The sequence below is a fragment of the Methylomicrobium lacus genome (genome assembly GCF_041897535.1).
GTDB classification, from domain to species: Bacteria; Pseudomonadota; Gammaproteobacteria; order Methylococcales; family Methylomonadaceae; genus Methylomicrobium; species Methylomicrobium lacus_A.
The window spans coordinates 4,100,719-4,125,942 of the sequence record NZ_CP169217.1; the positions used below are offsets into that span (position 1 = coordinate 4,100,719).

At 55.5% G+C, this 25,224-nt stretch carries 19 protein-coding genes; 3 read left to right on the forward strand and 16 right to left on the reverse strand.

What is annotated here, in order from left to right; all coding sequences use genetic code 11:
* Nucleotides 1–183: 183 nt before the first annotated feature.
* The 12 genes from ACEPPP_RS18435 to cysQ all read right to left on the reverse strand — a co-directional run bounded on the left by ACEPPP_RS18435 (nt 184) and on the right by cysQ (nt 15,188).
* Nucleotides 184–2,172, reverse strand: coding sequence for a polysaccharide biosynthesis protein (locus ACEPPP_RS18435; protein ID WP_374088819.1), 1,989 nt, complete (start codon nt 2,170–2,172; stop codon nt 184–186).
* Nucleotides 2,169–3,191, reverse strand: coding sequence for a glycosyltransferase family 4 protein (locus ACEPPP_RS18440; RefSeq protein ID WP_374088820.1), 1,023 nt, complete (start codon nt 3,189–3,191; stop codon nt 2,169–2,171). Before ACEPPP_RS18440 ends, ACEPPP_RS18435 begins: the two co-directional genes overlap by 4 nt.
* A complete protein-coding gene (locus ACEPPP_RS18445) occupies nt 3,188–4,174 on the reverse strand; it encodes a UDP-glucose 4-epimerase family protein (protein ID WP_374088821.1) in 987 nt (328 codons plus the stop codon). Before ACEPPP_RS18445 ends, ACEPPP_RS18440 begins: the two co-directional genes overlap by 4 nt.
* A complete protein-coding gene (gene wecB / locus ACEPPP_RS18450) occupies nt 4,171–5,298 on the reverse strand; it encodes a non-hydrolyzing UDP-N-acetylglucosamine 2-epimerase (RefSeq protein WP_374088822.1) in 1,128 nt (375 codons plus the stop codon). The genes ACEPPP_RS18445 and wecB overlap by 4 nt, the downstream gene beginning before the upstream one ends.
* Complete coding sequence (locus tag ACEPPP_RS18455) at nt 5,291–6,301, reverse strand: polysaccharide biosynthesis protein (protein ID WP_374088823.1); 1,011 nt, start codon at nt 6,299–6,301, stop codon at nt 5,291–5,293. Before ACEPPP_RS18455 ends, wecB begins: the two co-directional genes overlap by 8 nt.
* Before the next feature lie 21 nt (nt 6,302–6,322).
* A complete protein-coding gene (locus ACEPPP_RS18460) occupies nt 6,323–7,186 on the reverse strand; it encodes a dTDP-4-dehydrorhamnose reductase family protein (protein WP_374088824.1) in 864 nt (287 codons plus the stop codon).
* The gene (locus tag ACEPPP_RS18465) at nt 7,183–8,421 is read right to left on the reverse strand and encodes a glycosyltransferase family 4 protein (RefSeq protein WP_374088825.1); all 1,239 of its coding nucleotides are present in this window, start codon (nt 8,419–8,421) and stop codon (nt 7,183–7,185) included. Before ACEPPP_RS18465 ends, ACEPPP_RS18460 begins: the two co-directional genes overlap by 4 nt.
* Nucleotides 8,418–9,563, reverse strand: coding sequence for a glycosyltransferase (locus ACEPPP_RS18470; protein WP_374088826.1), 1,146 nt, complete (start codon nt 9,561–9,563; stop codon nt 8,418–8,420). The genes ACEPPP_RS18465 and ACEPPP_RS18470 overlap by 4 nt, the downstream gene beginning before the upstream one ends.
* A gap of 388 nt (nt 9,564–9,951) precedes the next feature.
* Nucleotides 9,952–11,046, reverse strand: a complete 1,095-nt coding sequence (locus tag ACEPPP_RS18475; RefSeq protein ID WP_374088827.1) for a polysaccharide pyruvyl transferase family protein — start codon at nt 11,044–11,046, stop codon at nt 9,952–9,954.
* A 75-nt stretch (nt 11,047–11,121) separates the two neighbouring features.
* On the reverse strand, nt 11,122–12,588 hold the full coding sequence (locus tag ACEPPP_RS18480) for an alkaline phosphatase family protein (protein ID WP_374088828.1): 1,467 nt from the start codon (nt 12,586–12,588) through the stop codon (nt 11,122–11,124).
* Nucleotides 12,563–13,846 (reverse strand): oligosaccharide flippase family protein, encoded by a 1,284-nt coding sequence (locus tag ACEPPP_RS18485; RefSeq protein WP_374088829.1) that lies wholly within the window; start codon nt 13,844–13,846, stop codon nt 12,563–12,565. Before ACEPPP_RS18485 ends, ACEPPP_RS18480 begins: the two co-directional genes overlap by 26 nt.
* Before the next feature lie 550 nt (nt 13,847–14,396).
* Nucleotides 14,397–15,188: a 3'(2'),5'-bisphosphate nucleotidase CysQ gene (gene cysQ / locus ACEPPP_RS18490; protein WP_374088830.1), complete on the reverse strand. Its 792-nt coding sequence runs from the start codon at nt 15,186–15,188 to the stop codon at nt 14,397–14,399.
* A gap of 367 nt (nt 15,189–15,555) precedes the next feature.
* On the opposite strand from cysQ, the gene ACEPPP_RS18495 reads away from it, so the two are divergent.
* The 3 genes from ACEPPP_RS18495 (at nt 15,556) to ACEPPP_RS18505 (ending at nt 17,997) form a co-directional block, all read left to right on the forward strand.
* Nucleotides 15,556–16,617 (forward strand): hypothetical protein, encoded by a 1,062-nt coding sequence (locus tag ACEPPP_RS18495; protein WP_374088831.1) that lies wholly within the window; start codon nt 15,556–15,558, stop codon nt 16,615–16,617.
* A 103-nt stretch (nt 16,618–16,720) separates the two neighbouring features.
* Nucleotides 16,721–17,263, forward strand: coding sequence for a gamma carbonic anhydrase family protein (locus tag ACEPPP_RS18500; RefSeq protein ID WP_374088832.1), 543 nt, complete (start codon nt 16,721–16,723; stop codon nt 17,261–17,263).
* 104 nt (nt 17,264–17,367) lie between these two features.
* Entirely contained in the window at nt 17,368–17,997 is a 630-nt protein-coding gene (locus ACEPPP_RS18505; protein ID WP_374088833.1) for a hypothetical protein, read from the forward strand.
* Between the two features lie 49 nt (nt 17,998–18,046).
* Here ACEPPP_RS18505 and ACEPPP_RS18510 read toward each other — a convergent pair whose 3' ends face one another.
* The 4 genes from ACEPPP_RS18510 to ACEPPP_RS18525 form a co-directional block, all read right to left on the reverse strand.
* Nucleotides 18,047–22,294 carry a DEAD/DEAH box helicase gene (locus ACEPPP_RS18510; RefSeq protein ID WP_374088834.1) on the reverse strand — a complete coding sequence of 1,416 codons (4,248 nt, stop codon included), beginning with the start codon at nt 22,292–22,294 and terminating at the stop codon, nt 18,047–18,049.
* An 86-nt stretch (nt 22,295–22,380) separates the two neighbouring features.
* A complete protein-coding gene (gene typA / locus ACEPPP_RS18515) occupies nt 22,381–24,195 on the reverse strand; it encodes a translational GTPase TypA (RefSeq protein WP_374088835.1) in 1,815 nt (604 codons plus the stop codon).
* 220 nt (nt 24,196–24,415) lie between these two features.
* Nucleotides 24,416–24,664 (reverse strand): glutaredoxin family protein, encoded by a 249-nt coding sequence (locus ACEPPP_RS18520; protein WP_374088836.1) that lies wholly within the window; start codon nt 24,662–24,664, stop codon nt 24,416–24,418.
* Entirely contained in the window at nt 24,664–25,152 is a 489-nt protein-coding gene (locus ACEPPP_RS18525; protein ID WP_374090950.1) for a TIGR00645 family protein, read from the reverse strand. Before ACEPPP_RS18525 ends, ACEPPP_RS18520 begins: the two co-directional genes overlap by 1 nt.
* Nucleotides 25,153–25,224 lie beyond the last annotated feature (72 nt).

The following is a 25,224-nucleotide window of genomic DNA, read 5'->3' on the forward strand; positions in this document are numbered from 1 at the left end:
TTTCTAAAAAAGAAACAATAAATTTAACAATTACACTATTGTATGCAATTTTAAAGCCTACTATAGTAACGATGTCACAGATTTTCTCTGTTTCATTGGGCAGTGCCTCCTCATTTATTCGCTGCCCGATCTTTGAGCCCCCTCTCCGACATACTGTCGTCGGAGAGGGTTTTTTTTTGCCGGTTAGACCGAATCCGGCGCCACGATTTCCGATTGTGCCTGTTTCCAGAGCAGGTCCTCGATCCCGCACTGGGGCGCAAAGCCTGAGACCGCGCCAAGCAAAAGCTCCCGGATTTGTTCCGGATCGTCAAGCTGCGCCGCCTGATCCAGGCGCTCGATGAGTAGAGATAAATCGTGCCACGGAATCACGTGTTCCTCGGCGCGCATGATGCGCGGGTGGCTGGTTTCGCTTACATGATCGCCGATCAGCAATTCTTCGTAAAGCTTCTCGCCGGGCCTGAGCCCGGTAAAACGGATTTCGATTTCGCCGTCAGGATGATCCTGATCATGAATTTCGAGTCCGCTCAAATGAATCATCCGTTTAGCCAGGTCGAGGATACGGACCGGATCGCCCATGTCCAGCACGAAGACATCGCCGCCGCTGCCCATCGCGCCGGCTTGGATCACCAGTTGCGCGGCTTCCGGAATGGTCATGAAATAGCGGATGATATTCGGATCGGTCACCGTAACCGGGCCGCCGCGTTTGATCTGTTCCCTGAACAACGGCACGACCGAACCGGACGAGCCGAGCACGTTGCCGAAGCGCACCATCGTGAAACGGGTGCGGCGCCGGTTTTCAGGTATGGCGCTGAAGGCCTGCAGGATCAGCTCCGCAAAGCGTTTGGTCGCGCCCATCGTGTTGGTCGGGCGGACGGCCTTGTCGGTCGAAATCAGCACGAAGGTTTCGACTCCGGCCTGGATGGCCGCTTCCGCGGTGCGCAGGGTGCCGAATACATTGTTGCGGATCGCCGCGACCGGATTGTGTTCGACGATCGGTACATGCTTGTAGGCCGCCGCATGGTAGATCGTCTGCACTTTGAAGGTCTCGCAAACTTTGCGCAGACGCGGCGCGTCGGTCACCGAACCTAGGATTGCGTAAATCGCCGGTTTTTCTGCCGAAGGTAAACGGGAGGCCCATAACTGCAACTCCTGTTCGATCGCATACAAGGCATATTCGCTCAATTCGAACAGGACCAGCGCGGACGGCTTCAAAGCGACGATCTGCCGGCACAATTCGGAGCCGATCGAGCCGCCCGCGCCGGTTACCATCACCGCCTTGCCGGCGATATTCGCATGCAGCAGGGCGGGATCGGGGGCGACCGGATCGCGGCCCAGCAGGTCTTCAATCTCGACTTCCCGGAGCGTGTCGAAAGTAATCTTGCCGCCGGCGATTTCGGAAAGATTCGGCATCGACAATACCTGTACCGCATAAGGCTCGAGCTGGCGGATCAGTTCGCTTTTGCGCGCGCGCTTGGCGGACGGGATCGCCAGCAGGACACTCGCAACCTCATAGCGGTCGATCAGATAACTCAGGGACGAAAACGGATAGATCCTGAGGCCGTTGATCTTATGCTTGTTCAGCGCAGGATCGTCATCGATGAAGGCGACCGGCTGAAACTCGCGGCCGAGCGCCAAGGCCGAGGCCAACTGCACGCCGCCGCTGCCGGCGCCGTAAATGAGCACTTTTTTCTTCGGATGCGTGGCAGGATTGTGGCCGCCGCTGAGCCGGATATACGTGTCGCCGAGCCACCAACGCGCAAAAAAACGGCTGCCGCCGACCAGCAGCATCATGATCAGCCAGTTCAGGAACGGTACGGTGCGCGGCAGATTACGAATGCCGCTCTCATAAAAAATAAAGGGCAGAAAATAAATCAAGGCAAACGCACAGGCATAGAGCGTGACCGCCTTCATGATCGTCCATAAGGCCTTTATTTCGATATAGCGGATGATGGCCCGGTACAGTCCTAGACGGATGAAAATCGGTACGGCCAGGACCGGCGTGACCGCGAGCAATGCCCACTCGATGCTCCTCGGCACGAACAGGACGCCCCAGCGCAGCGAGAAGGCGGACCACAAGGCCAGCACCGCAAATACGATGTCCGCGCCGATCAGAATCAGGGCTTTTCGGGGCCTGGACTGCCCGATAAACCAACTAGCCAGTCGTGATTTCATCCGCGCTCTTCCGTGCCGCCCGCGTTGAATTTTAGCGCCGTCAAAAGCAGCGGCAGATAGGCCAAGGCGACGCCCAGGATGCCGTTCAGCATGCCGAGGCCGATCGAGATCGCCAGCGGCAACAGCCAGAACAGATTGACCGCGCCGACGAACAGCGTCACCGGTCTGTGCGAGCCGAAACGGCGCGCGGCGAACTGGTAGGCATGGCTCCGGTGCGCCTCGTGCAGTTTTTCGCCGCGGCGAAAGCGTTGCAGCAAAGTCAAGGTTGCATCGACGATGAACACGCCGAGTAGGCACAGCCAGCTCCAGAACAGATTCGGGTTCAGCCAGGCCGCCTGGAGCGAGATCAGGCCCAAGACGATGCCCAAAAAACCGCTGCCCGCGTCGCCCATGAAAATCTTCGCGGGCGGAAAATTCCAGAGCAAAAATCCGGCGGCTGCCGCCGCGAGCAATGCCGGCTCCAGCCATACACTCTGATTACCGGACAGCAGGAACAACAGAACGCCGCCGAGACAGACCGTGATCGCTTCGATGCCGGCGATGCCGTCGATGCCGTCCATGAAATTGTAAAGGTTCAGCAGCCAGACCAGATAGAAGAGGCCGAAGACATGGCCGATCCAGCCGAGAGCGACGAGCTGGCCGAACAGGGGCAGGGGCGGAAAGCCGCCGAGCCAATACAGGCCCCAGCCGGCGCCGATGAAGTGCGCCAAAAGCCGCCAACCGGCGGGGATATGGCGGTGGTCGTCCAGAAAGCCGACCACGGCGACCCAGGCGCCGGCGCCGAACAGCGCCCAACTCTGTTTGGGCGTCAATACGTCGAGCGCGAACAGCGCCCCCAGGCTGACCAAGAACACCACCACGATCGCCATGCCGCCGCCGCGCGGGGTCGGCAGCGTATGCGAACTGCGCTGGTTCGGCACGTCGATCATGTTCGATCGCAGTGCATAACGGCGAATCAGGCCGGTGAACAGCCACGCCGCCGCCAAAGCCGCCAGGAGTAAGCTGCCGGACTGTATCACTTTCGGTTTCCCAAATAATGCTCGGCGGCTTCGCTTAGGGCCTGATCGATACCGACCGGAGGCCGCCAGGCGAGCCGTTCACGAGTTTTGCCGGTGTCCACCTGCAACGAACCGCACAGTTTCCGGATCGCGGCGGTTTTACCGAGGCAGCGCGCGGCGAAATTCAATAAGCCAGGCGGTACCGGCAAAAGACGCGCACGTTTGCCGAGCGCGGACGCGGTTTTGCTCAGGAGTTCAGGCGTCGAGAGATCCTCGCCGTCGCTGGCCAAAAAAATCTGATTCGCGGCCAAGGGATGCTCGATGCAGACGAGGATCAGATCGATCAGATTATCGACCGCGACCAGGCTGCGCCGGTTTTGAATCGCAGCCAAGGGCAGCGGAACGCCTTTGTCGAGCCAGCGCATCATGCTGAAAAAATTGCCCTTCACGCCGGGGCCGTAAACCAGGGGAGGGCGGATGATCACAAATTCCATCGTGGAATTCAAACACAGCTCGCGCAAGCCGTCTTCGGCTTCGCGTTTGGATATGCCGTAGGCGTCTTCGGGAGCGGGAATGTCGTCCGCGCGGTAAGGACGTCCGGGGGATGTCGCCTCGCCGTTCACCTTGATCGAACTGATGAAAATGAAGCGTTTGACGCCCGCTTCAAGCGCTTGCCGGGCCAGATTCAGCGTGCCTTCGGCATTGGCCTTGCGGAATTCTGCGAGCGGGTCGGTAGCCGTGTCCCGCATCACATGGACCCGAGCGGCGAGATGCACGACCGCGTCGATGCCTTGGAGGGCGGTGCGCCAGTCGGCAGGTTCGGCAAGATCGCCGGTTTCGATCCAGTCGACGCCTTCCTTGCGCTCGAGTCCCGCCAAACGCCGCACCGCGGCGCGGACCGAAAATTTTTGTTCGGCCTCTAAACGCCTGAGCAGGGCGCTGCCGACGAAGCCGTTGGCGCCGGTGACCAGAATGTTCAAACGGCGGTTATCGGACAAGCTCATGCCTTCGACCAGACCGTGCGGTTGACATAGCCGGTGTAGCTCAGCACGATCCGGACAATCTGTTTGGAGACTTCGGGAGCCTGATAGTCGCGAATCGGCGGAATCACTCGGCGAGTCCTGTCATGCTGGTCGGTCACGACGCGGACCGCATCCAGCACGTTGGCCTGCTTCAGGCCGCACATCACCAGCGTGCCGACATCCATGCCTTCGGGCCGTTCATGGGTATGGCGTATCGTGACGGCCGGCAGATTCAGCAAGGATGCTTCCTCGGTGATCGTGCCGCTGTCGGACACCACGCAGAACGCGGCCATTTGCAGACGGATGTAGTCCAGAAAACCGAACGGCTTAAGATAGCGGATCAACGGATGCGACAGCGATTCGCCAAGCGCTTCGAGGCGCTTCCGGGTGCGCGGATGCGTCGACACGATCACCGGAAATTGATACTGTTCGGCCAAGGCCCGCAGGGTTTCCAGAAGATCGCGCAAATTTTCCGGACTGTCGACGTTTTCTTCGCGGTGCGCGCTGACGATGAAGAAGCGGCCTTCCTGCAAGTGCTCCCGGGCCAGCACGTCGGAGGCGAGGATCTTCGGCCGGTAATAATCCAGCACCTCTTGCATGTGCGAGCCGGTCTTGATGATCGTCTCGGGGCGGATGCCCTCGGCGATCAGGTAGCGGCGGGCATGCTCGGTCAGCACCATATTGATGTCGCTCAGATGATCGAGCACCTTGCGGTTCAGTTCCTCTGGCACGCGCTGGTCGAAACAGCGGTTGCCCGCCTCCATGTGGAAGACCGGAATCTTGCGCCGTTTCGCCGCGATCACGGCGAGGCAGGTATTGGTGTCGCCATACAGCAGCAGGGCATCGGGCATTTCTTTCGCGAACACCGCGTCGGCCTTCGCGATCACGTCCGCGATCGCCTGCGCGGCGGTTTCGCCGGTAACGCCGAGGAAATAATCGGGCTTCCGAATTTCGAGGTCGTCGAAAAACACCTGATTCAATTCATAATCGTAATTCTGCCCCGAATGCACCAGGATATGCTGCATGTGCCGGTCGAGTTCGGCGATCACCCGGCTCATCTTGATCAGCTCCGGGCGCGTGCCGATCAGGGTCATCACTTTAAGCATCGAGTTCGCTCCGGATGTAATCGAGCGTCGACAGCAGGTTTTTGATCTGGGCGACGTTAAGACGGTGGGTATTGTGCGAGGTATAGTCGTCCACCTCCGAGATGTGCGTCTCGCCTTCGACGAAATATTTGTTGTAGTTCAGGTCGCGGTTGTCCGCCGGAATGCGATAGTAGCGCTCCATGTCCTCGGCCTTGGCCATTTCCTCGCGCGAGATCAGCGATTCATACAGCTTTTCGCCGTGGCGGGTGCCGATCACCTTGACCGGCGAGGAACTGTTGAACAGTTCCTTCAGCGCCTCGGCCAAATCGGCGACGGTCGATGCCGGCGCCTTCTGTACGAAAATGTCGCCCTGCTGCGCATGCTCGAACGCATGCAGGACCAGATCGACCGAGTCTTCGAGGGACATCAGGAAACGGGTCATGTTCGGGTCGGTCACGGTGATCGGCTCATTTTTTTTGATCTGGCTGATGAACAGCGGGATCACCGAGCCGCGCGAGGCCATCACGTTGCCGTAGCGGGTCGCGCAGACCACCGTGCCGGATTCGGGAATCATTCGGGAGCGCGCGACCATGATTTTCTCGGCCATCGCCTTCGAGATGCCCATTGCGTTGATCGGATAAACCGCCTTGTCGGTGCTCAGCACGACCACCCGGCGCACGCCGTTCGCGATCGCCGCGTTCAACACGTTCTCGGTGCCGATCACGTTGGTCTTGACCGCTTCCATCGGATAAAACTCGCAGGAGGGCACCTGTTTCAGCGCCGCCGCGTGAAAAATGTAATCGACCCCGGTCATCGACTCGGAAACGCTGGCATAGTCGCGGACATCGCCGATGTAGAATTTGACCTTGTCGTTCGCCAGCGCGATACGCATGTCTTCCTGTTTTTTTTCGTCGCGGCTGAAAATACGGATCTCCCGGACATTGGTGTCCAGAAAACGCTTCAACACCGTATGCCCGAACGAGCCGGTGCCGCCGGTAATCATTAGTACTTTATCATCAAACATCGGCGCGCTCGGCAAACTCCTTCATTTAAAATTTTTCATCATCAAAATCAATTCCGGCCACGAGGGCGGCGCGTAGCCGGTGGCTTCGCGGAAACGCGTCGAGTCCAGCGAACGGTCGATAGCGACCTGTTCGTCCGGAATAATCGCTATCGTTTTTTGATAGGCTTCGGCGACCAATTTCAGCAGCGAACATTTGTCGATCGGTGCGGCCGACACATGATACAGGCCCGAAAGCTCCGGATTCGGCAGCACAAAGGCGCGTATTATCCTGGCCAGCTCGACGCTCGGCAAGCCGGAAAAGATGGCTTTTTGATAGCCCTTCACGCTGCCTTGTTGCGACAGAAACCAGTCAACAAGGCTGACATGTCTGTACAATTCATGGCCGATGATCGAAGTGCGCAGAGTGAGCGCATTCGGAAAGTCGGTCGGTTCGCCGATGTATTTGGATTTGCCGTACAGGTCTTCCGCATCGGATGGATCGGTTTCAGAGTACATGCCTGTGCGGCCGGAAAAAACGCAGTCGGTGCTGAAATGAATCAGGCGCGCATTGGCTAAGGCGCATAATTTCGCCAGCCGGTGCGGCAGCATCGCATTGATCGGCAGTGCTGACAACGGATCATTCGCATCCGCAAGCTGCTTGATCAGGCCGATGCAGTTGATCACCGCGTCGGGACGGACTTTTTCAAAGGCGCCGACCAGCGTATCGAAATCGAGCACGTTCACATTGGCGAGCAGGTAAGGCTGCAGGTCGTCCGCAAAAAAGCGTCTCCCATCCGCATTCTGCACAGTCCCCCAGACCTGCAATTCCGGCGCGCTCGACAAATACCTAAAAAATGCATTGCCGAGCATGCCGGTTGCGCCGAGTACGAGGATTTTCCCGCTCATTTTTGTGTTTCCCTGGTTCTGATGGTCAAAATGTCGATCAATCGCTGTGTTTGTGTGGTCATTTCGAAATGGTCAAGAAAATAGGCGCGTCCTTTACGGCCCATTACATCACGCTCGGTCTTGCTCATCGTATAGAGTTTTTCGATGCAAGCGGCCAAGGCCTCCGCATCTTCGGCCGGGGAGCAAAGCCCGGCGCCGGTTTCCTCGACGATTTTCGCGCCTTCGCCGTCGAGCGCGGCAATGATCGGCTTGCCGGCCGCGAGATAAGCCTGAATTTTGCTCGGGATCACGCAAGCAAAAATCTCCTCGCGCTTCAGCGTCACCAGCAAGCCTTCGGCGCGGCTGAAAATCGCCGGCATCGCTTCCGGCGGAAAGCGGCCCGCCAGCAGCAAATTATCCAGAGTTTTCTCGGCTTTTTGCCGTTCCAGCCAGGATTGCATGCTGCCGCTGCCGACCACGATCAGCTTCACGTCCGGAAGATGCCGCAACCGTTCCGCGGCCCCGGCCAGCGTATCGAGCGCCTGCGCGGTGCCGAGGTTGCCGGCGAAGACCAAGCTAAAATGCGCATCGAGCGTATCAATCAGGCTTTGAGGCACAAGCGCGGCGTCGCCAGGCGTTGCGTTTTTATCTTCAAACGAATTCGGATAATAAACGATTTTGTCTTCTCGTGCATAATGCGCGACCGCTTTGATGAAAGCGCGCGACTGCACCAGGAGAGTGTCCGAGCCCGCATAAATGCCTTTCACCATCCAGCCGATCAGCTTCAGTAACAAGGGATTCCGGATAAAGCCGGTGGCGCTGACGCTCTCCGGCCACAAATCCTGTATCCAGATGGCCAGATGCGCGCGTTTGAGCCATTTCAGCACGAGCGCCGGAATCGCCTGGGTGATCGGCGAAATCGCAAACACCAGGATCGCATCGAAGGTCTTGCCGCGCAGCAGCCAGGGCGCATAGAGCAGCCCGGACAATACGAACGACAGATAATTGGCCGCGAGGCGCAGGCCGCCGCCTTTGCCGCGCGGCCACAGCGGTATGCGGATCACCTCGATCGCGTCGGCGTAGCGTTCGCGCTGAATGCCCGACCAGCGGTAACCTTCGTAAATCGCGCCCTGCGGATAATTGGGCTTGCCGGTCAGCACGCTTACCTGATGGCCCAAGGCATGGAGGTGCCGCGCCAGATCGTTGATGATGAATGATTCGGGGGCGAAATACTGACTAACAATCAGGATTTTCATTTACTGATCGAAGTTTGCAATAGGGTCTGATACAAATTCAAATAACGCCGGACGATACGGCGCCATGTGTATTTCTGCAAGACCAGGTTCCTCAAGCTCGATGCGGCGCTTTCCAACAGGTCCGGAGTCAGCAACAGATGGAGCAAACCCTCGGCAATGCCTTGAACGGTTGCGGGCGTTTCAAGCCCCCGATCGATCTCGGTAATCTCGGAGAAACCGCATTGATCGGTCAACATCGCCGGAGTGCCGCAGATTCCCGCTTCCAACACGACGATCGACATCGCTTCCTGACGGGACGGCACCGCCAGCAAACTTGCCGCTCGGTATGCCGCCGCCTTGTCGTTGCCGCCGACAAATCCCAAAAAATGCACGCGATCTTCGATTCCAGCCTGCCGGGCCGCTTCTTCAAGACCGGCTCTCATGCCTTCATCCGGTCCTGCAAACGCCAGATGGTATGCGGGGATTTGCTCGCGCACCGAAGCAAAGGCTTGCAGCAAAAGATCCGGGCCCTTAATCGGACTGAGCCGTCCCATGAATAAGATCAGCGGCGCGTCCGGCAATTTTTTTTCGCGGCGAAACTGTTCGGTGTCGGCAGGCTGAAAGTCTTCCTGACAGACGCCGTTCGGAATCACGGTAATCCGCGAAGAAGGCACACCATAACTTTCAAACTGCACACATTCGGCTTCCGTGACCGCAATCCACCCGGCGGCATCGCGCAGAATGGCTTTGCCGACGATCAAATTATATAGTTTTTTTAATAACTTGGAGCGGCCAAAAAGCGGCAGCGCGCCAGCCGGACAGACAACGTAGGGCTTCCGGGCGCGGCGCACAGCCCAATAAACAACCGCATTCAGCACCCCCCAATGGCCCATCAGATGCACGATGTCGGCTTCGTTGACCAAGTTTTTGACGGTTTTCCAGCGAATGCGCGGCACATGAAACCGTTGCCATAACAACGGAAAGGCGATCAGGCTAGCTGGCTTCAATGCTTCGATCCGGTCCTGGTCCAAGCCGCTGTCTATCGTCAGCACGGTACAATCGATGCCTTCCCGCGCCAGAAAGCGGCTCATCTGAAACGTGCGCTCCGCGGTGCCCCCGCCCGTTTTAAAGCTCAGCGATGAATTGACATTTAGAATCTTCATGATGTTGGTTGTTGCTCTCGGTTCCAGGCGGCCTAATTCGACAGCCCTGTTTCGATGTCGACCGGACTATTGAAGCCAATGTCTTCAGTTTTCTCTGCGAAAAGTTGCGACGCGGATCGATATATTTCTGCCCAAGCCTTGCCTAGCGGCTACAAGCCGCTCAACCCAAACGGAATTCGCGACAGCGGGTAAGCCGGGAGGCTGAGCGAAAACGCAGCAACCAGCTTCCTGCATCGATAATGTGATGAGCCGGGAAGGCATCGTCATTTGTCTCTGTTGCTACGAATCGAGTTAGGCTTTTGATCTTATAAAGCCAATCGAAATACTCAATGCTGAATGGCAATCAACATTCAATAGCTGACAACGCTCGGGATCATCAATTTCGTAATCAAGAGACGGCGGTTTTCAAAAAGTGCAACGATGCCTCCCTCGCTTCCTTAAGTCGGGCACGAGGCTCGGTAAAGTCAATATTGAGCGAAATATTTGAAAATTCAGACTCATTTCTTACATATTGATCACTCAGTCCGACCAAGGATAACAAGCTCTCAACCCGATTGACATGCACGCCCGGCGTCAAGGAAACGAAAGGCCGCTCAAAGTTAATCGAAAAACAGACGCCATGAAAGGAATCGGTTACCACAAACGCTGCGGACGCGAATAATGAAAGAAGATCCTCCGGGCCTGCATCTCTCAGGTGTGTGTCGACCTGCGCGTTAGCAACCAAATCTTGATCGATCGCAATGACCTTGAGCCCCAGTTTTTTGGAAAAATAGTCGACAGCAGGACGAACCAAGCTCGACTTGGGGACTGAATATAGCAGTATATAGGGTTCCGTGGAGGGACTCTTTTTTATCAACGCTTCCCATTGCCCTATATCCAACAGTAAAGTGGGGTCCAGTACATGTTCAACTTCTTTAATGCCGAGATTTGTTAAATACTGTTGGGTATTTTTCTCGCGAACCGAAACCGAGCTAAAGGAGTTAAGATACTTTTTGACTTCAACTTCTTCTTGATCGGAATAGACATATCCTCCAACGCTCGAAGCATAAGAAATCTTTCTTGCGCCTTCAGGAGCAAATTCAAGGAAATACACAGGATCTAGCAAGGCTTTTAGGCTTACACAGGCGGGATTCCATACTTGATCGCTACCCACGACATAGCAATCATATCCTGCCAATTTATTAGCAAGCAGTTCGGACTGCTTGTATGTCGCCGTCATTGCAAATCGTTCAGACATGAATTTTTTGAACTTATTCACAAGCCTGTATCTGGGGAATAATCGGCACAGATCCTTACCCATTCCGAGAAGGCCATGGAAAGTCCATACAAATCGAACAGGATTCAGAGTCACAGATAAATACTCGTTGTCATAGTCGACCAGATCAACCTCCCCGAAGCTCTTCAGCACTTCCTGCAATGCATAGGCTTGGAGCAATGCTCCGTAATTATTTGCTTTATGTATCGTTACTAAAGCAATTTTCATAACTTTTTCCAAAAATAAAAAAAATGCCAAAATAAATTTTCCGACGCCAAAAAATCAGATTTTTGTCCTGACCGTTCAGAGTCCGAACTCTGCCTTGACTATCCTGAATACAGCGGTCAGGTCTTGCTGGACATACATATCGGGATGAAGATGAGTGTGTCCAACGAAAAGTGATAACGGGACTTTGTCTTTAGTGCCAGTCCACAAATCGGATTTCACCTCTTTCAACTGAATCGATTCGTGACTACGCGAAAAAGGCGCTACAAACAGGTTTTGATTGTTATCTGGGTTATATCCGCTAGGGACGTTTACCAAGATATCGGGCCAATACTTTGCATAGGCGCCCGTGCGTCTATGAATCTCGGAGACAGCGGAAAAACCGTGTTTTTTTGCTTCCGAATTTGAATTAAACGTATTAACGATTTGATTTGCAATATCTTCTATTTTATCTTCAGGTACGCAACCGCCAAAACGTTTGGTGTCATTGACATAAATGCCAAAAAAAGAGGTACCTTTGCCGCTTGTAAACGCTAAGCTTTTTTGTTTGTCAAATCCTTGAATGCCTTGATAGGTTTCGAGAACACTTCGGCTTTTTTTCAGCTTGGCTCGCAACTGGTAGGGAATGAGGTCTTTATACTTTTTCAGGAACCAGAGTAAACCTTCTTTGCTGCCTGTCTTTTGTTGAAATTTATTTTCTAAAAGAAAAACATTGAGGTTTACTGAATATTTTTGCAAAACAGTGCCATGATCTGAAACAAAGCCAATTTTATCCACGCCTAAGCCAACGCATAACTTTTCGATGCATGAGTCCAGGTGCGAATAAAAAGCTTTTATGTGATCAATCAATATTTTGTTGGTATGAATATCTCCGGCTAGATATTTTGCTATTTCGCTCGAAAAAATATTTTCCAAAACCACCACCGAACGGAAAACGACAAATCCAAAATCTACATCAAATTCCTTATTAAGCGCCAAATAAGACTCAATCCGCTTTTCGGTCATCAATTGCAGGCGCGCAAAAAAGTCTTTCTCCTCGTATAGGTTTTTCTCGAACAAAAGAGAAGAAATACGCTCATCAGAAATATAACCCAGGCTATCCAATTTTTCTTTGATTGACTTGGGATGACATTGGCTGGGATCGACCTCATCTTCGACTTTCCTGCCCCCACCGCCACCGGATACAAAAAATCCATTGATTTCCGGAGCCGGATTTGTGGTTGGAACATTCATTATACCGACGCTATAACCCTGGCTATTCAATACTTCCCATAGGGTTGGGATGCTCGTATTGTTTTTTTTCTCTGCCAGGAGATTGTAGCTGGTTGTCCATTCATGCGTCCCATTCATCACCGCGCGCTCGTAGTAAGCGCCCGAATCGGTAGCATGGAGCCCCGTGCAGATTTCAGCCCACCCACGACTAATGAGATCTTCTGTTAAATCGACCTTTTGCCCTTGCGAAAACATTCCTTGCATAAAGGGCATGTCGAATCGATAAAAATGCTCTTCCTGACAGCCATCAATGCCGATGAGTAAGTATTTCATAGCGTTCCCTTAAGGTAAAAATTTTTGCAATTTGCTCAAATGTCGGCAGCGCCAGCAGTCCAAAAAGCTTATAAATCGAGTAAACCCCTAAAAGGTTTTTGGCTGCAAGGCCTGTACTGCTGGCAATAGCGGCACCTATCGCGCCGTATTCGGGTACGAGTAAAATCGATAAAATGATGGAAGCTACGGCGCTATAAAGCGTATTCATCTTATAAACATGGCTGTGGCCAGACATCATTAAAACGTAGCCGACAGATCCGGACATGACGTTGACTAATTGCCCAAACGATAAAATCAGCAGTGATGTACTTGCGTCTCTGTATTCATTACCAAAAAAGCTTAACAAAAACTCAGGGAAGAACCAGAACAGGACTAAGGGAAACAATGCGATAAGCGTCATCAAGGATGTAGTTAGGCGTAAAATCTGGCCCACTTTGTCGATTTGATTATCCCTGAATAATTGGGCGTAAACTGGCGCGGAGATGCTATTGATGACAATCAAGATAAAAGAAATCAATACGGATAAGCGCTGTGCAATCTGAAAATCAGCCACATCCGACATGTGCGCATATTTAGTCAGAATCAAAGCTGAGAACCATAAAACAAGAAAATCCATAAGATTCGACGCCATGATCCCTGAGCTTTCTTGCAATTCCTTCATCGAAAGCGTCGTCAGATATAATTTCACTCCAAACTTAACTAAAATGCACACATAGATGACCGCAACGAGCGATACTAAAATGACAAGATAAATTTGAGCCGCTTGAAGTAACGTAACGGACTGATAAAACAATCCATAAGTAAAAATCAAGGCGACCGGCACTAAGCCAGCTTCTATAAAGTTTGCAAGCGGTGCTTTGCGTTGCGCCTTTAAAAAACCCGAGGCAAGCCACAATAATGCGAAAAATAACGATGCAACCAGAAAATATAGGAAAACCTCATATTGTGTTGCAAAAGTTTTGAAGTCACTCAATACCGAAATTGCCAAACAAACCAAGGCGATTAGGGATATAAATATAACAACAGAGTATAAGGCAAAGCTTATTAAGTTGGCTGTGGCGCGGCCTTCGTCCACGACATTCTTTTTGATAATATAATTATCAAATCCGAATCTTATTATAACTGATGCTCCAGTCATAATCGTCAATCCCGTAAAATATTCTCCGGCGCCCTCTTGTGGGAGTAATCTGGCGATAAGAATGCTGAATAAAAAAGCTGCTGCTGCCGAAACTCCGCGCGCTAGAAATGTCAAAAGCAACTTTAGCACTCTTTACGGTCTCCCTTAAGTATCAAAAGATAAAAAAATTATTGCTGAAGTAGAGAAATATTTCAGTCGATAGTGCAAATAAAGCTGATTTGAAGCCGACTTCAGTAGGATTTGTGATTTTCTTGATTGCGCTTTAAGATTATTTGGCTTCTGTCAGATAAAGCTAAGATAATCAATCTGGAAATTGGAAAAGATTTTTCCTTAACGCGTCTATTTCGTAGCAAGGCATGCGATCTTGTAATTTAAGCCTGAGAAATCCTAATCTCATTCTAAGTTTCTCTACTAACTCTTTGGGGCGAGAAAATATAGTACAGGCTTGCTGTTGCGGAAGCGGGTGACCTTAACCGGCCGCATTATACACAACTATGAATTTCGCGCATAGCGCGAATCCCTATGGAGAGGCCATAACCTAATCGAAGGCCGATCCAAAGTCCCGACGGATATTTTCCTCTCTGACTTTCGCGGAAACTCAAGTCGTTTGCGTCGGGGTCAGGTTACGGGCGCATGATTTCTTTTTGAGCTGGCGTTGTTTCAACTTCATTCATAGACAGCGCTGGACGGCGCTGAGCAGGGCATGGTCGGAATTGCCTAACACGAAAAACTCCGGATTGTGTAAATCGGCCTTATTGTAACGCAAGGCTGCGCCGGACAGTTCGCAGACCTTGCCGCCGGCCGCGTTGACGACAGCATGCGCGGCCGCGGTGTCCCATTCCATCGTCGGGCCGAGGCGAGGGTAGAAATGCGCGCTGCCTTCGGCAACCAGGCAAAATTTTAACGAACTGCCCATGCTGATGCACTCGTGCGGCCCCAGATGGTCGAGCAGGGCGCTCGTGCGTCCATCCCGATGCGAGCGGCTGGCGACGATTTTCAAGAGGTCCTGTGCCTTGCGGGGAGCGATTTGGATCGGCTCTGCGGGATTTTGTTTGCGTTCGACAAATGCGCCCTGGCCGACGGCGCCGGCATAGCAAACGTCCAAGGCGGGCGCGTGCACGACGCCGAGCACCGGTTGGCCATGTTCGATCAGCGCAATATTGACGGTGAATTCATCGTTATGCTTGATGAATTCCTTGGTGCCGTCGAGCGGGTCGACCAGCCAAAAACGTTGCCAGCCGGCGCGCTGCTCGTAGGGAATCGCCACGGATTCTTCGGAGAGAACCGGTATCTCCGGCGTCAGTCGCGCCAATCCGCTGACGATGATTTGATTCGACAGCAGGTCGGCTTCGGTCAACGGCGACTGATCGGACTTTAAAACAACTTTGCCGTCGGGTTGGTTATAGACGGTCATGATGCCTTGGCCGGCGGCTTTGGCAATGGCGATGATTTGGGTCAACAAGGGGTCAATCACGGAATATGGACGCTTTGGAGATTGAATGTCGTTCGCGGATACGGCCAGTCGCAGCGCAACTATACGGGGGCGGTGAAAACATCCTGTGAATCGACATAGGCAGTGTTAACGCGTGATTATTGCATATTCCTTTCGATAAAGTGCGCTTTTTTTGTTCATGCCAATACCCGCCCAGCCGTTCATTGCAAGCGTTGACCCCGGAAAGCCGTCATCGGCCCGCAAAAATCTTGACAGGTCGTTTCGTCCCCAGTTAGATTCTGCGGTTGCGGCTAAGTATATTTACTAGCCGGCCACAGGGCGGCTTCATCATCAGAGCGGAGAGGCTCCCCCTTAGTAATCCCCAGGGAGTTCATTCATGTTGGTATCGATCGATATTTTACTCGGCCTGTCGGAAGTCATGTTACTGGCCAGCATGGCGGTGACCGTGTTGGCGCAAGCGGTGACCGGCGCGCTGAACAGCCGTGCGCGGCATTTATTGCACGGCTTGGCGTATCTGCTCCAGCAGATCGATCCCGACATCCGGCAAGAAGCCGCGCGCCGCATCGCCGCAACCATCCTGATGCATCCGATGATCCGCGACGGGATGCGCCGTTACGGTTCGACGATCCACCGTGAGGAATTCACCAAGTTGCTGATGGACTTGGCGTCCGGGAATGCGCCCCAGGAAGTCGCCGAGCGTCTCGGCGATGAAACGCAAAAAGTCCTGATCGCCCTGCTGGAGAAAAATGGCGTGAACGATCCGAAGGCGGTGTTGGACAATGCGCGCCTGCTGGCCCTGGAGCTGGAGATCGACAAACCCGAGCTGGCCAGCCATGTTCGCCACAACATGGCGCTGCTGCAGGCGGCAAAAGGGCAATTTGTCGCGAAGATCAATACCTGGTTCGATCAAACGATCGACCGTGTCGGCGAGCGATTTACGGTTTCCGTGCGGATCATCACCGTGACCTGTTCTCTGGCTGTCGCCTGCACGCTTCAGCTGGATACGATACAGTTGATCAACCGCTTGTCGATCGATACCGAGCTGAGAAATTCGCTCGTGCAAAAGGCGGTGGAGATGAGCGAGAAGGTGGAGGCTGCGCCGGACACGCTGAATCAGCTTTCCGGCCAGAACAAGGACGACATCAAACAATTGTTGCAGTTGGGTATCGTCACGATTCCGAAATCTTTTGCAGAATGGCAACGGAACTGGTCCTCGGTCAGTCCCTTGGGCATCGCATTTACGGTGATGTTATTGAGCCTCGGGGCGCCGTTCTGGTATAACGCGTTGAAAAATCTGCTCAAACTGCGCAGCACGCTGGCGAGCAAGGACGATGCGCAGCGGCAGGAGCGGCAAACGACGCAATCGGCTGAAAAAAGTCCGGCGGAGAAGGCGATTTTGCTTGGTCAGCAGCAAGGCGCGGGCGGTGACGGCCCATAACAGGCACCGTGATCTTATCAGGGGGCTTCGTTTCCGCGGTAAATTTGGATCAAAGCTTCGGGGCGGGTTAATATAAGGGAGACAATATTATCAAGGAGTCAGTGTGACAGTCAGACGTTTTAAAGGCAAACAGCCGGCGGTCGGCGCGCGCGTCTATATCGACGACAATGCGACCGTGATCGGCGACGTGACGATCGGCGACGACGTTTCGATCTGGCCTGCGGTCGTGATTCGGGGCGATGTCGAAAGCATCCAAATCGGCGACGGCACCAATGTGCAGGACGGCTCGGTCTTGCATGTGACGCATTACGGCAAGTTCACGTCTCAGGGCTATCCGTTGACGATAGGCAAGGGCGTTACGATCGGGCATCGAGCGGTCGCGCATGCCTGCACGATCGGCAATTATTGCCTGGTCGGCATCGGCGCGATCATCATGGACGATGCGGTGCTGGAAGACTATGTGATGCTCGGCGCCGGCGCCCTGGTGCCGCCCGGCAAGCGGCTCGAGAGCGGCCATCTCTATGTCGGCGCGCCCGCCCAGAAAAAACGGCCGCTGACCGATGCCGAAAAAGAGTTTCTCGAATATTCCGCCGCGCATTATGTGCATTTGAAGGATGAATATTTGCAGGACGCCGACCGGAACTGAGAGCGAATCGACAGTTTTTAGGCTATCCTTATGCGCTTGTACGGCAAAAATATCTTTGCGTACACTGACCCTGAGTTTTTACCTTTAAACTGGAGATTTTCGTTATGTCGCTAACAAAGACAATGCTTTTATTGGCCGGACTAGGTTATGCCTTGGCTGCTCCGCTTGTCCAAGCCGCCTCCCCTACGCCTTCCGTTGCCGGCACTACTTGGAATTTGGAAGGAAAATTCAAAGGTAAAGCGAAGGTGAAATGCCAGGTTGGGGGCTCGCATTCCGTGCCGATTCAAGGACCCAGGGTCCTTTCCGCTTCGATTTCTTTCGATGATGGGGAGGTAACTGGAGATAACGAAGGCACTTTCAGCTGGACGAATGATTCTCTTACGCAAAAGCCAGCTTCAGGCCGTTGGACACAGGACGGCACTAAATTGGAGTTGGAGTTTGACCACTGGTACGATTCACCGATGGGGGCTTTCGCGTTCGCACTGGCGCAGGTTCCTTCGGATTTCGACTTTTCGCAAGTAGGTATCGAAGGCTCGGCCGGCGGATTTAAACTTACCAAGCTAGATTTTTCTGGGTCGATCAACAAGAAACTCAGCAAAATCAAAGTGGCCGAAAGCCTCGGATTCAGCTTTGACGCGTCGGCTTCCGGGTACGGCGGGGCTAATGCCTGCACTTTCGAAATCAAAAGCCTGGGGCGCTCTTTTAAGGGTGTCCCGGTTGCCCCGGCCTCCTAACAATCCCGCAAGAAAAATTGCCGGGCTGCCTTGGGCAGCCCGGCGCATCTTACTTGTTCAACAGTGCCCACTGCAATTGCCATTGATGCTCCGCGTCTAAGCTTTGCAGATATTGCACGTTTTTGCCCGTACCGTAGGCCACCGGCACGCCGTCCCGGTAAACGATGCGCTGACTGTGCAGCGACGGAATCCGGTCGCCGGGCGTGATGATGCCGGTCAGATTTAAAGGATCTGCCGCGTTGATCACGGTCAGTTCGGAGATTATCGGCGGCTTCCGCATGTCCCTGAGCAGGCCGACCGCCTCGGGCAAGGCAAACTGCTCGCCCGCGAAACCTTGCACGAAGCGGCCGCCGCGCAGCTCGCCGCGCGCTTCCAGGCGGCGGTAAACATAGAGCAGTTCGCGCCAGCTTGGCAGGTTTTCTTCCCGTTCCAGTACCTTCCGAAACACCACGCCGTAGCGTTTGAGCAGCACGCGGGCGATATGCTCGACGGCCGGAAAATTCTCGGTTGTTTGCACTCGCGACGGTCGCAGCAGCGACCAGCGCCCGGCCGCGGCGAAGGGATCGTAAATCGGATAGCGCTTGCCGCGCCGGTGCAGGATCTTTTGCGGGGTGACCAGCGTGCGCAGGCCCTGGAAACTGTCCGAGGTGACGAGGCCGGCGGCGGCCAGTTCGCCGAGCGCTTCCTCCAGCTGCGTCTTCAGCAGCCCGGTTTCGCTGACCAATTCCTGAAAGAAACTCGCGCCCCATTCCTTGATCTCGGCATGCACTTTCAGCGCATTGCCGGAAAGTTCGAGCGAGGCGATGTCCGGCAGCGCCGCGAAGGCGCGCCAGGAATCCAGATGCTCGCGCGCGACCAGGGCGACCGGGGTGTTTTTGCCGGCGGATTTCGGGCTGCTGTCGCCGAGGGCTTTCAGGCGCAGCCAGATGAATTTGCCCGAAGTGCAGAGTTGATCGAGTTCCGAAGCGAAATACGGTTTGATGCGCCGGGTCAGGATGTCATGTTCCCAGCCGAAGGCGGGCAGGTTGCAGCCTTCCAGCTGGTGCAGGGTTTTCGCGAGCGAGGCTTCGCCGCTTCCCGGTTCATTGAGGCCGTGCCAGTGAAACAGGAAGCGCATGTAAACGCTCGGAGCGACCGGTTCGATTTCCTTGCGCAATTGCTTCAATGTATAGCGGTGGATGCGCGCGAGCAGGCCGCGTTCGCACCATTCGGTCGTCAAGGCATCCGGCGTAAAGCGGCCTTGCAGCACGACGCCCTGTTGCTCCAGGGCGGCCAGCGCCTGATCGATATGCGCTATCGGCAAGGCGAGCGGCTCGGCCAGTTGTTCGGCGGTGACGGGGCCGAGTCCTTCCAGGCGGCTGCGGACCAGATCGCGCAAGATGTCTTCTTCGGTTAGCTCCCGGTCAGGCGGTATCGCCGGGATGACCGGCGCCAGATCGGCCTCCGGAAACAGCGCCTGCAATTCTGACAGGCGTTCGGCGGCGACCCAAAGCCTTTGTTCCTGCGGCAGATTCATCACTGTTGCGCGTTGGCTTTGCTGCAAGGCCGCGAACAGTGTCGCCCAACCGTTTTGCAAGCCTTCCTCTTCGGTCATGAAGCCGAGGATGTTCAAGGCATCGTGCAGTTCGTCCGGATCGCGCGCTTCCGGCCACGCCTCGCTCTTCACGGCGGCTATCGCCTCCGGATTCAGCCGGCCGATTTCTGCCGCATCCTCGGGGCTCCCGAAACGGCGCTGTTGGATCGCCAGGGTGCGGCGCTCCTCGGCCGGCGCGTCGTCGAGAAAGGCATAGGGGCGGGCATTGATGATTTCCAGTGCCAGCGGCGATGGCGAGGTCAGGTCGCGGGCGATCACCTGAACCGCGCCGCTTTCGATGCCTTGCAGCACGGCCTCCAGGCCGTCGATGTCCATCAGGTCGTGCAGGCAGTCCCACAAAGTTTGATCGACCAACGGGTGCTCCGGAATCTCGCGCTCGCCGGCGATATTCTCGAAACAGGCGAGCTGGTCAGGAAAGATCACCGCGATCAAATCTTCCGCATCGTTGCGCTGGAACGGCGCCGGCACTTTCTTGCCGCCGCGGCTTCGCGGCACGGCGAGTGCGGTATTGGCGACCCAGCGCCAGCGCGTCGGGAACATCGGCGCGGCCAAGAGCGCCTGAATCAAGACATCCTTGACCGAGGCGGCCTTCAGATAACCGGCCGGCTCGATCAAGGGAAAACTGTGCGTCGGCCCGAGCGACAGCACGATGTTGTCTTCGGTCGCGGCCGCCTGCAGTTCGAAATTGAAGCGCCGGCAGAAGCGTTTTCGGAGCGCCAGTCCCCAGGCCTTGTTGATCCGCGAGCCGTAGCGCGAATGCACCACGAAGTGCATGTCGCCGGTCTCGTCAAAGAAACGCTCGAAGACGATCGTTTTGAACGACGGCAGCACGGTCAGCGCGGCTTTCGCGGTCGCAAGATACGTATGCAGTTGCTCGGCGGCGGCCGAGGGCAGGCCGAGCCGGTTGAAGATGAAGTCATGCGCGGCATCGCCGCCTTGTTCGAGCAAAAGGTCGATCGTTTCGGACAAATCCGATACCGCCTCGGACAGCTCGCGGCTGCGCCCCGGTGCCTCGCCGAACCAGAACGGAATGTTCGGCGGCTGGCCGTGCGCGTCCTCGACAAAGACCTTGCCTTGCTCGATTTTCAGCATCCGGTAGGAGTTGTTGCCGAGCTGGAAGATGTCGCCGGGGATGCTTTCGAACGCGAAATCCTCGTTCAGGGTGCCGACGAACAGTCCTTCCGGCTGCATGATCACGTCATAATCGAACTGGTCCGGAATCGCGCCGCCGTTCACGATCGCGGTCAGCCGCGCGCCCTTGCGCGGCCTGAGCATGCCGTGCACCACATCGCGGTGCAGATAGGCGCCGCGCCGGCCGCGCCGGGTGTGGTAGCCGTCCGCGAGCATCTTGACGACCGCGGTGTATTGCTCAGGCGTCAGCGTCCGGTACGGCCAGGCTTTGCGCAGGGCGTCGTACAAATCGCGTTCCGGCCATTCGCGGCAGGCGACTTCGGCGACGATCTGCTGGGCGAGCACATCCAAAGGGTGATCGGGGATAGTAATCGTGTCGAGCTGATCGTGCGCGATCGCGTTCAACAATGCCGTGCATTCGACCAAATCGTCACGCGAGAGCGGAAACAGGCGGCCTTTCGGAATCGCGCCGAGCCTGTGCCCGGAACGGCCGACCCGCTGCAGGAAGGCTGCGATGCCGTGCGGCGAGCCGAGCTGGCAGACCAGGTCCACATCGCCGATGTCGATGCCGAGTTCGAGCGAGGCGGTCGCGACCAGCGCCTTCAGGCTGCCCTGCTTGAGCCGGTTTTCCGCATCGAGCCGGTGTTCCTTGGCCAGGCTGCCGTGGTGCGCGGTGACGAATTCTTCGCCGAGATGCTCGGCCAGGGCGGCGGAAGCGCGTTCGGCCAGGCGCCGGGTATTCACGAAAATCAGCGTGGTGTGATGGTCGTTGATCAGTTCGACGAGGCGGTCGTAGATTTCGCTCCAGACCTCGGCCGCCATCACCGCCTCCAGCGGCGAACCGGTCACTTCGATTTTTAGATCGCGTTGCCGGACATGGCCGGTATCGATGATCGTGCAGGGCTCTTCACGGTCTCCGGTCAGAAAACGCGCGATCGTGGTCAAGGGCTTTTGCGTCGCGGACAGGCCGATCCGTACCGGCGGCTTCTCGGTCAACTGCGTCAGCCTTTCCAGCGACAACATCAGGTGCGCGCCGCGCTTGTTGCCGGCCAAGGCATGGATCTCGTCGACGATCACGCTGTGCACCGTTTTCAGCATCTCGCGGCCCGATTCGGAGGTCAGCAGGATGTATAGCGATTCCGGGGTGGTGACCAGGATATGCGGCGGGGTGCGTTTCATCGCGATGCGCTCGGCCTGGCTGGTATCGCCGGTCCGTGTTTGCGCGCGGATCACGACGCCGGGCAGGGCGGCTTCGAGCAGTGCCATGCCGATGCCGGACAACGGCAGTTCGAGATTCTTGTGGATGTCGTTCGACAGCGCTTTCAGCGGCGAGACATAGAGCACCAGCGTTTGATCGGGCAGAAAGCCCTCGACGCCTTGCTTGACCAGTCGATCGATCACCGCGAGAAAGGCCGCCAGCGTCTTGCCGGAACCGGTCGGCGCGGCGATCAGCGTCGCCTGGCCTGCCTGGATCGCCGGCCATGCCTGAGATTGAACGTCCGTCGGTGCCTGAAATTGGTCCAAAAACCAACGCGCAACGACAGAATGGAAGGAATGCAGGGTGCTTGTCATGGCGATAGTTGCCTGACAGTTGGGATTTGATGAAATAGCTTGATATCGTTCCCACGCCGGGGCGCGGGAACGATGGAAGGTTGCTCTTAGCCTTTCGCGGCGCGTTTGCGCTCGTGTTCCAAGAGCAGCTTCTTGCGCAAACGGATCGATTTCGGCGTGACTTCGACCAATTCGTCTTCGTCGATGAATTCGAGCGCCTGCTCCAGCGTCATCTTCTGAATCGGCGTCAAAATCAGGTTTTCGTCGGTGCCGGCCGCGCGGATGTTGGTCAGCTGCTTGGCCTTGGTCGGATTGACGACCAGATCGTTCGCACGCGAATGGATGCCGACCAGCATGCCTTCATAGACTTCATCGGCATGCACCACGAACAGTTCGCCGCGCTCCTGCAACGCAAACAGCGCATAAGCCAGCGCCTTGCCTTGCGTCATCGAGATCAACACGCCGCGCTTTCTGACGCCGAGTTCGCCTTTTTTCATCGGACCGTAATGGTCGAAGACGTGATAGAACAGGCCTGAACCGGAAGTCGAGGTCATGAATTCGGTCTGGAAACCGATCAGGCCGCGCGACGGCACCATGTACTCCAGACGCACCCGGCCTTTGCCGTCCGGCACCATGTTCAACAGATCGCCCTTACGCTCGCCGAGTTTTTCCATCACCGTACCCTGGTGAATTTCCTCGACTTCGATCGTGACCATTTCGAAGGGTTCGTGCTTTTCGCCGTCGACGTCCTTCAGAATCACTTCCGGACGCGAAACGCCGAGTTCGAAGCCTTCCCGGCGCATGTTTTCGATCAGGACCGACAAATGCAGCTCGCCGCGGCCCGAGACCTTGAATTTGTCCGGGTCGCCTGTGTCTTCGACGCGTAGCGCCACGTTATGCTGCAATTCCTTTTCCAGGCGTTCGCGGATTTGCCGCGAAGTCAAAAACTTGCCTTCCTTGCCCGCAAACGGCGAATTGTTGACCTGGAAGGTCATCGTAACGGTCGGCTCGTCGACGGTCAGCGGTGTCATCGCTTCGACTGCGTCGGGGTGACAGAGCGTATCCGAAATTTCGAGCTTTTCGATTCCGGTGAACGCGATGATGTCGCCGGCGTTCGCTTCCGGCACTTCGACCCGCTCCAGGCCGTGAAAACCGAAGACCTGCAAAATGCGGCCCTTGCGCTCCACGCCTTCGCGGTTGACGATGGTCAGCTGCATGTTGGTCTTGACCGTGCCGCGCTGAATTCGGCCGATGCCGATCACGCCGACATAGGTGTTGTAGTCGAGGCTCGACACCTGCATCTGGAATGGGCCGTCCCGATCGACCGCCGGCGGGCTGACGTGCTTGACGATCGTTTCGAACAACGGCGTCATGTCGCCGCCGGTGACCGTCGGCTCCAGGCCGGCAAAGCCGTTCAATGCCGAGGCATAGACGATAGGGAAATCGAGTTGCTCGTCGGTCGCGCCGAGGCGGTCGAACAAATCAAACGTCTGATCGACGACCCAATCCGGACGCGCGCCGGGGCGGTCGATCTTGTTGATCACGACGATCGGTCTCAGGCCTAGCGCGAAGGCTTTCTGGGTCACGAAGCGGGTCTGCGGCATCGGTCCGTCGACCGCGTCGACCAGCAACAATACCGAGTCGACCATCGACAGCACCCGCTCGACCTCGCCGCCGAAGTCGGCGTGGCCCGGGGTGTCGACGATATTGATATGATAATCGTTCCAGTCCAGCGCGGTGTTCTTTGCCAGAATCGTGATGCCGCGTTCTTTTTCGAGGTCGTTCGAGTCCATGACCCGTTCGGTGACTTTCGCGTGCGCGGCAAACGTGCCGGATTGTTGCAGCAACTTATCGACCAGCGTAGTTTTGCCGTGGTCAACGTGCGCGATGATCGCGACGTTTCTTAACTTATTGATATCCATTGATTAAATTTGAATGGGTTAACGAATGATTGCAATGCGGACACATCCCGCGTCGACATTGCAAAAGAGATCTCGTGTTTTATGACGTATAAGGCGGGGAATTATACACAAAAGATGCGTCGGTGTTTTTATCATTCAACGATTTAGTCATAAAATTCGTGCTGCAATTTCGCGCGGTAAACCATCATGGTCGAGTCCATCAAAGAAATTCAACGTAAAACTAGCCGAACTGCCGCAGAAAATGAGTCGCCTGGTGTTGATCGAACGGCCAGCCGAGTTCGCGGCGGCTTTCGGGCTCCAATAGAACCGGAATTTTGAGCGCATAGTCCGGCTGCCATTCCGCCTGTTCGGCGATGTCGATCGATTCAATTTCGATGCCCGGCCCGATCTGCTCCAAGCAGGCCGCGACGATTTCCTGGGCTTCTTCGCAGAGGTGGCAGCCTTCGGTGCCGAGTAACAACAGGCGCATCAATGTTTGCTCATTTTATCTTGGATGCTGAGGAGCAGAGCCGAGGCGACCAGGGTCAGATGCACGACGACATACCACAGGAGCTTGTCGTTGGCGGTCGCCTGGATGTTCATGAACACTTTCAACAAATGGATAGACGAAATCGCGACGATCGAGGAGGCGACCTTGATTTTCAAGGAGCCATAGTCGTGCGTGCCGAGCCAGTCGAGTTTTTCGGTCGTCTCCTCGATGTCGAGACGGGAGACGAAGTTTTCGTAGCCGCTGAACATCACGATCACGATCAGGCTGCCGACCAGGGTCAGGTCGATCAGGGTCAACAGTTTCAGTACCAGATCCGCTTCGCTCATCTCCAGGACATGGGGGAGAAAATGATAGAGTTCCTGAAAGAACTTGATGAACAGGGCAACGACGGCCAGGCTCATGCCGACATAGACCGGTGCCAGAATCCACCGGCTGGCGTACATGATGCGTTCTAGGTTGTGTTCGATTTTTTCTTTCAATGACATAAATAGGGTTTAAGGATTGAGGGTTCGATTCAGCGCTCAGGGAGTCGTGAACCC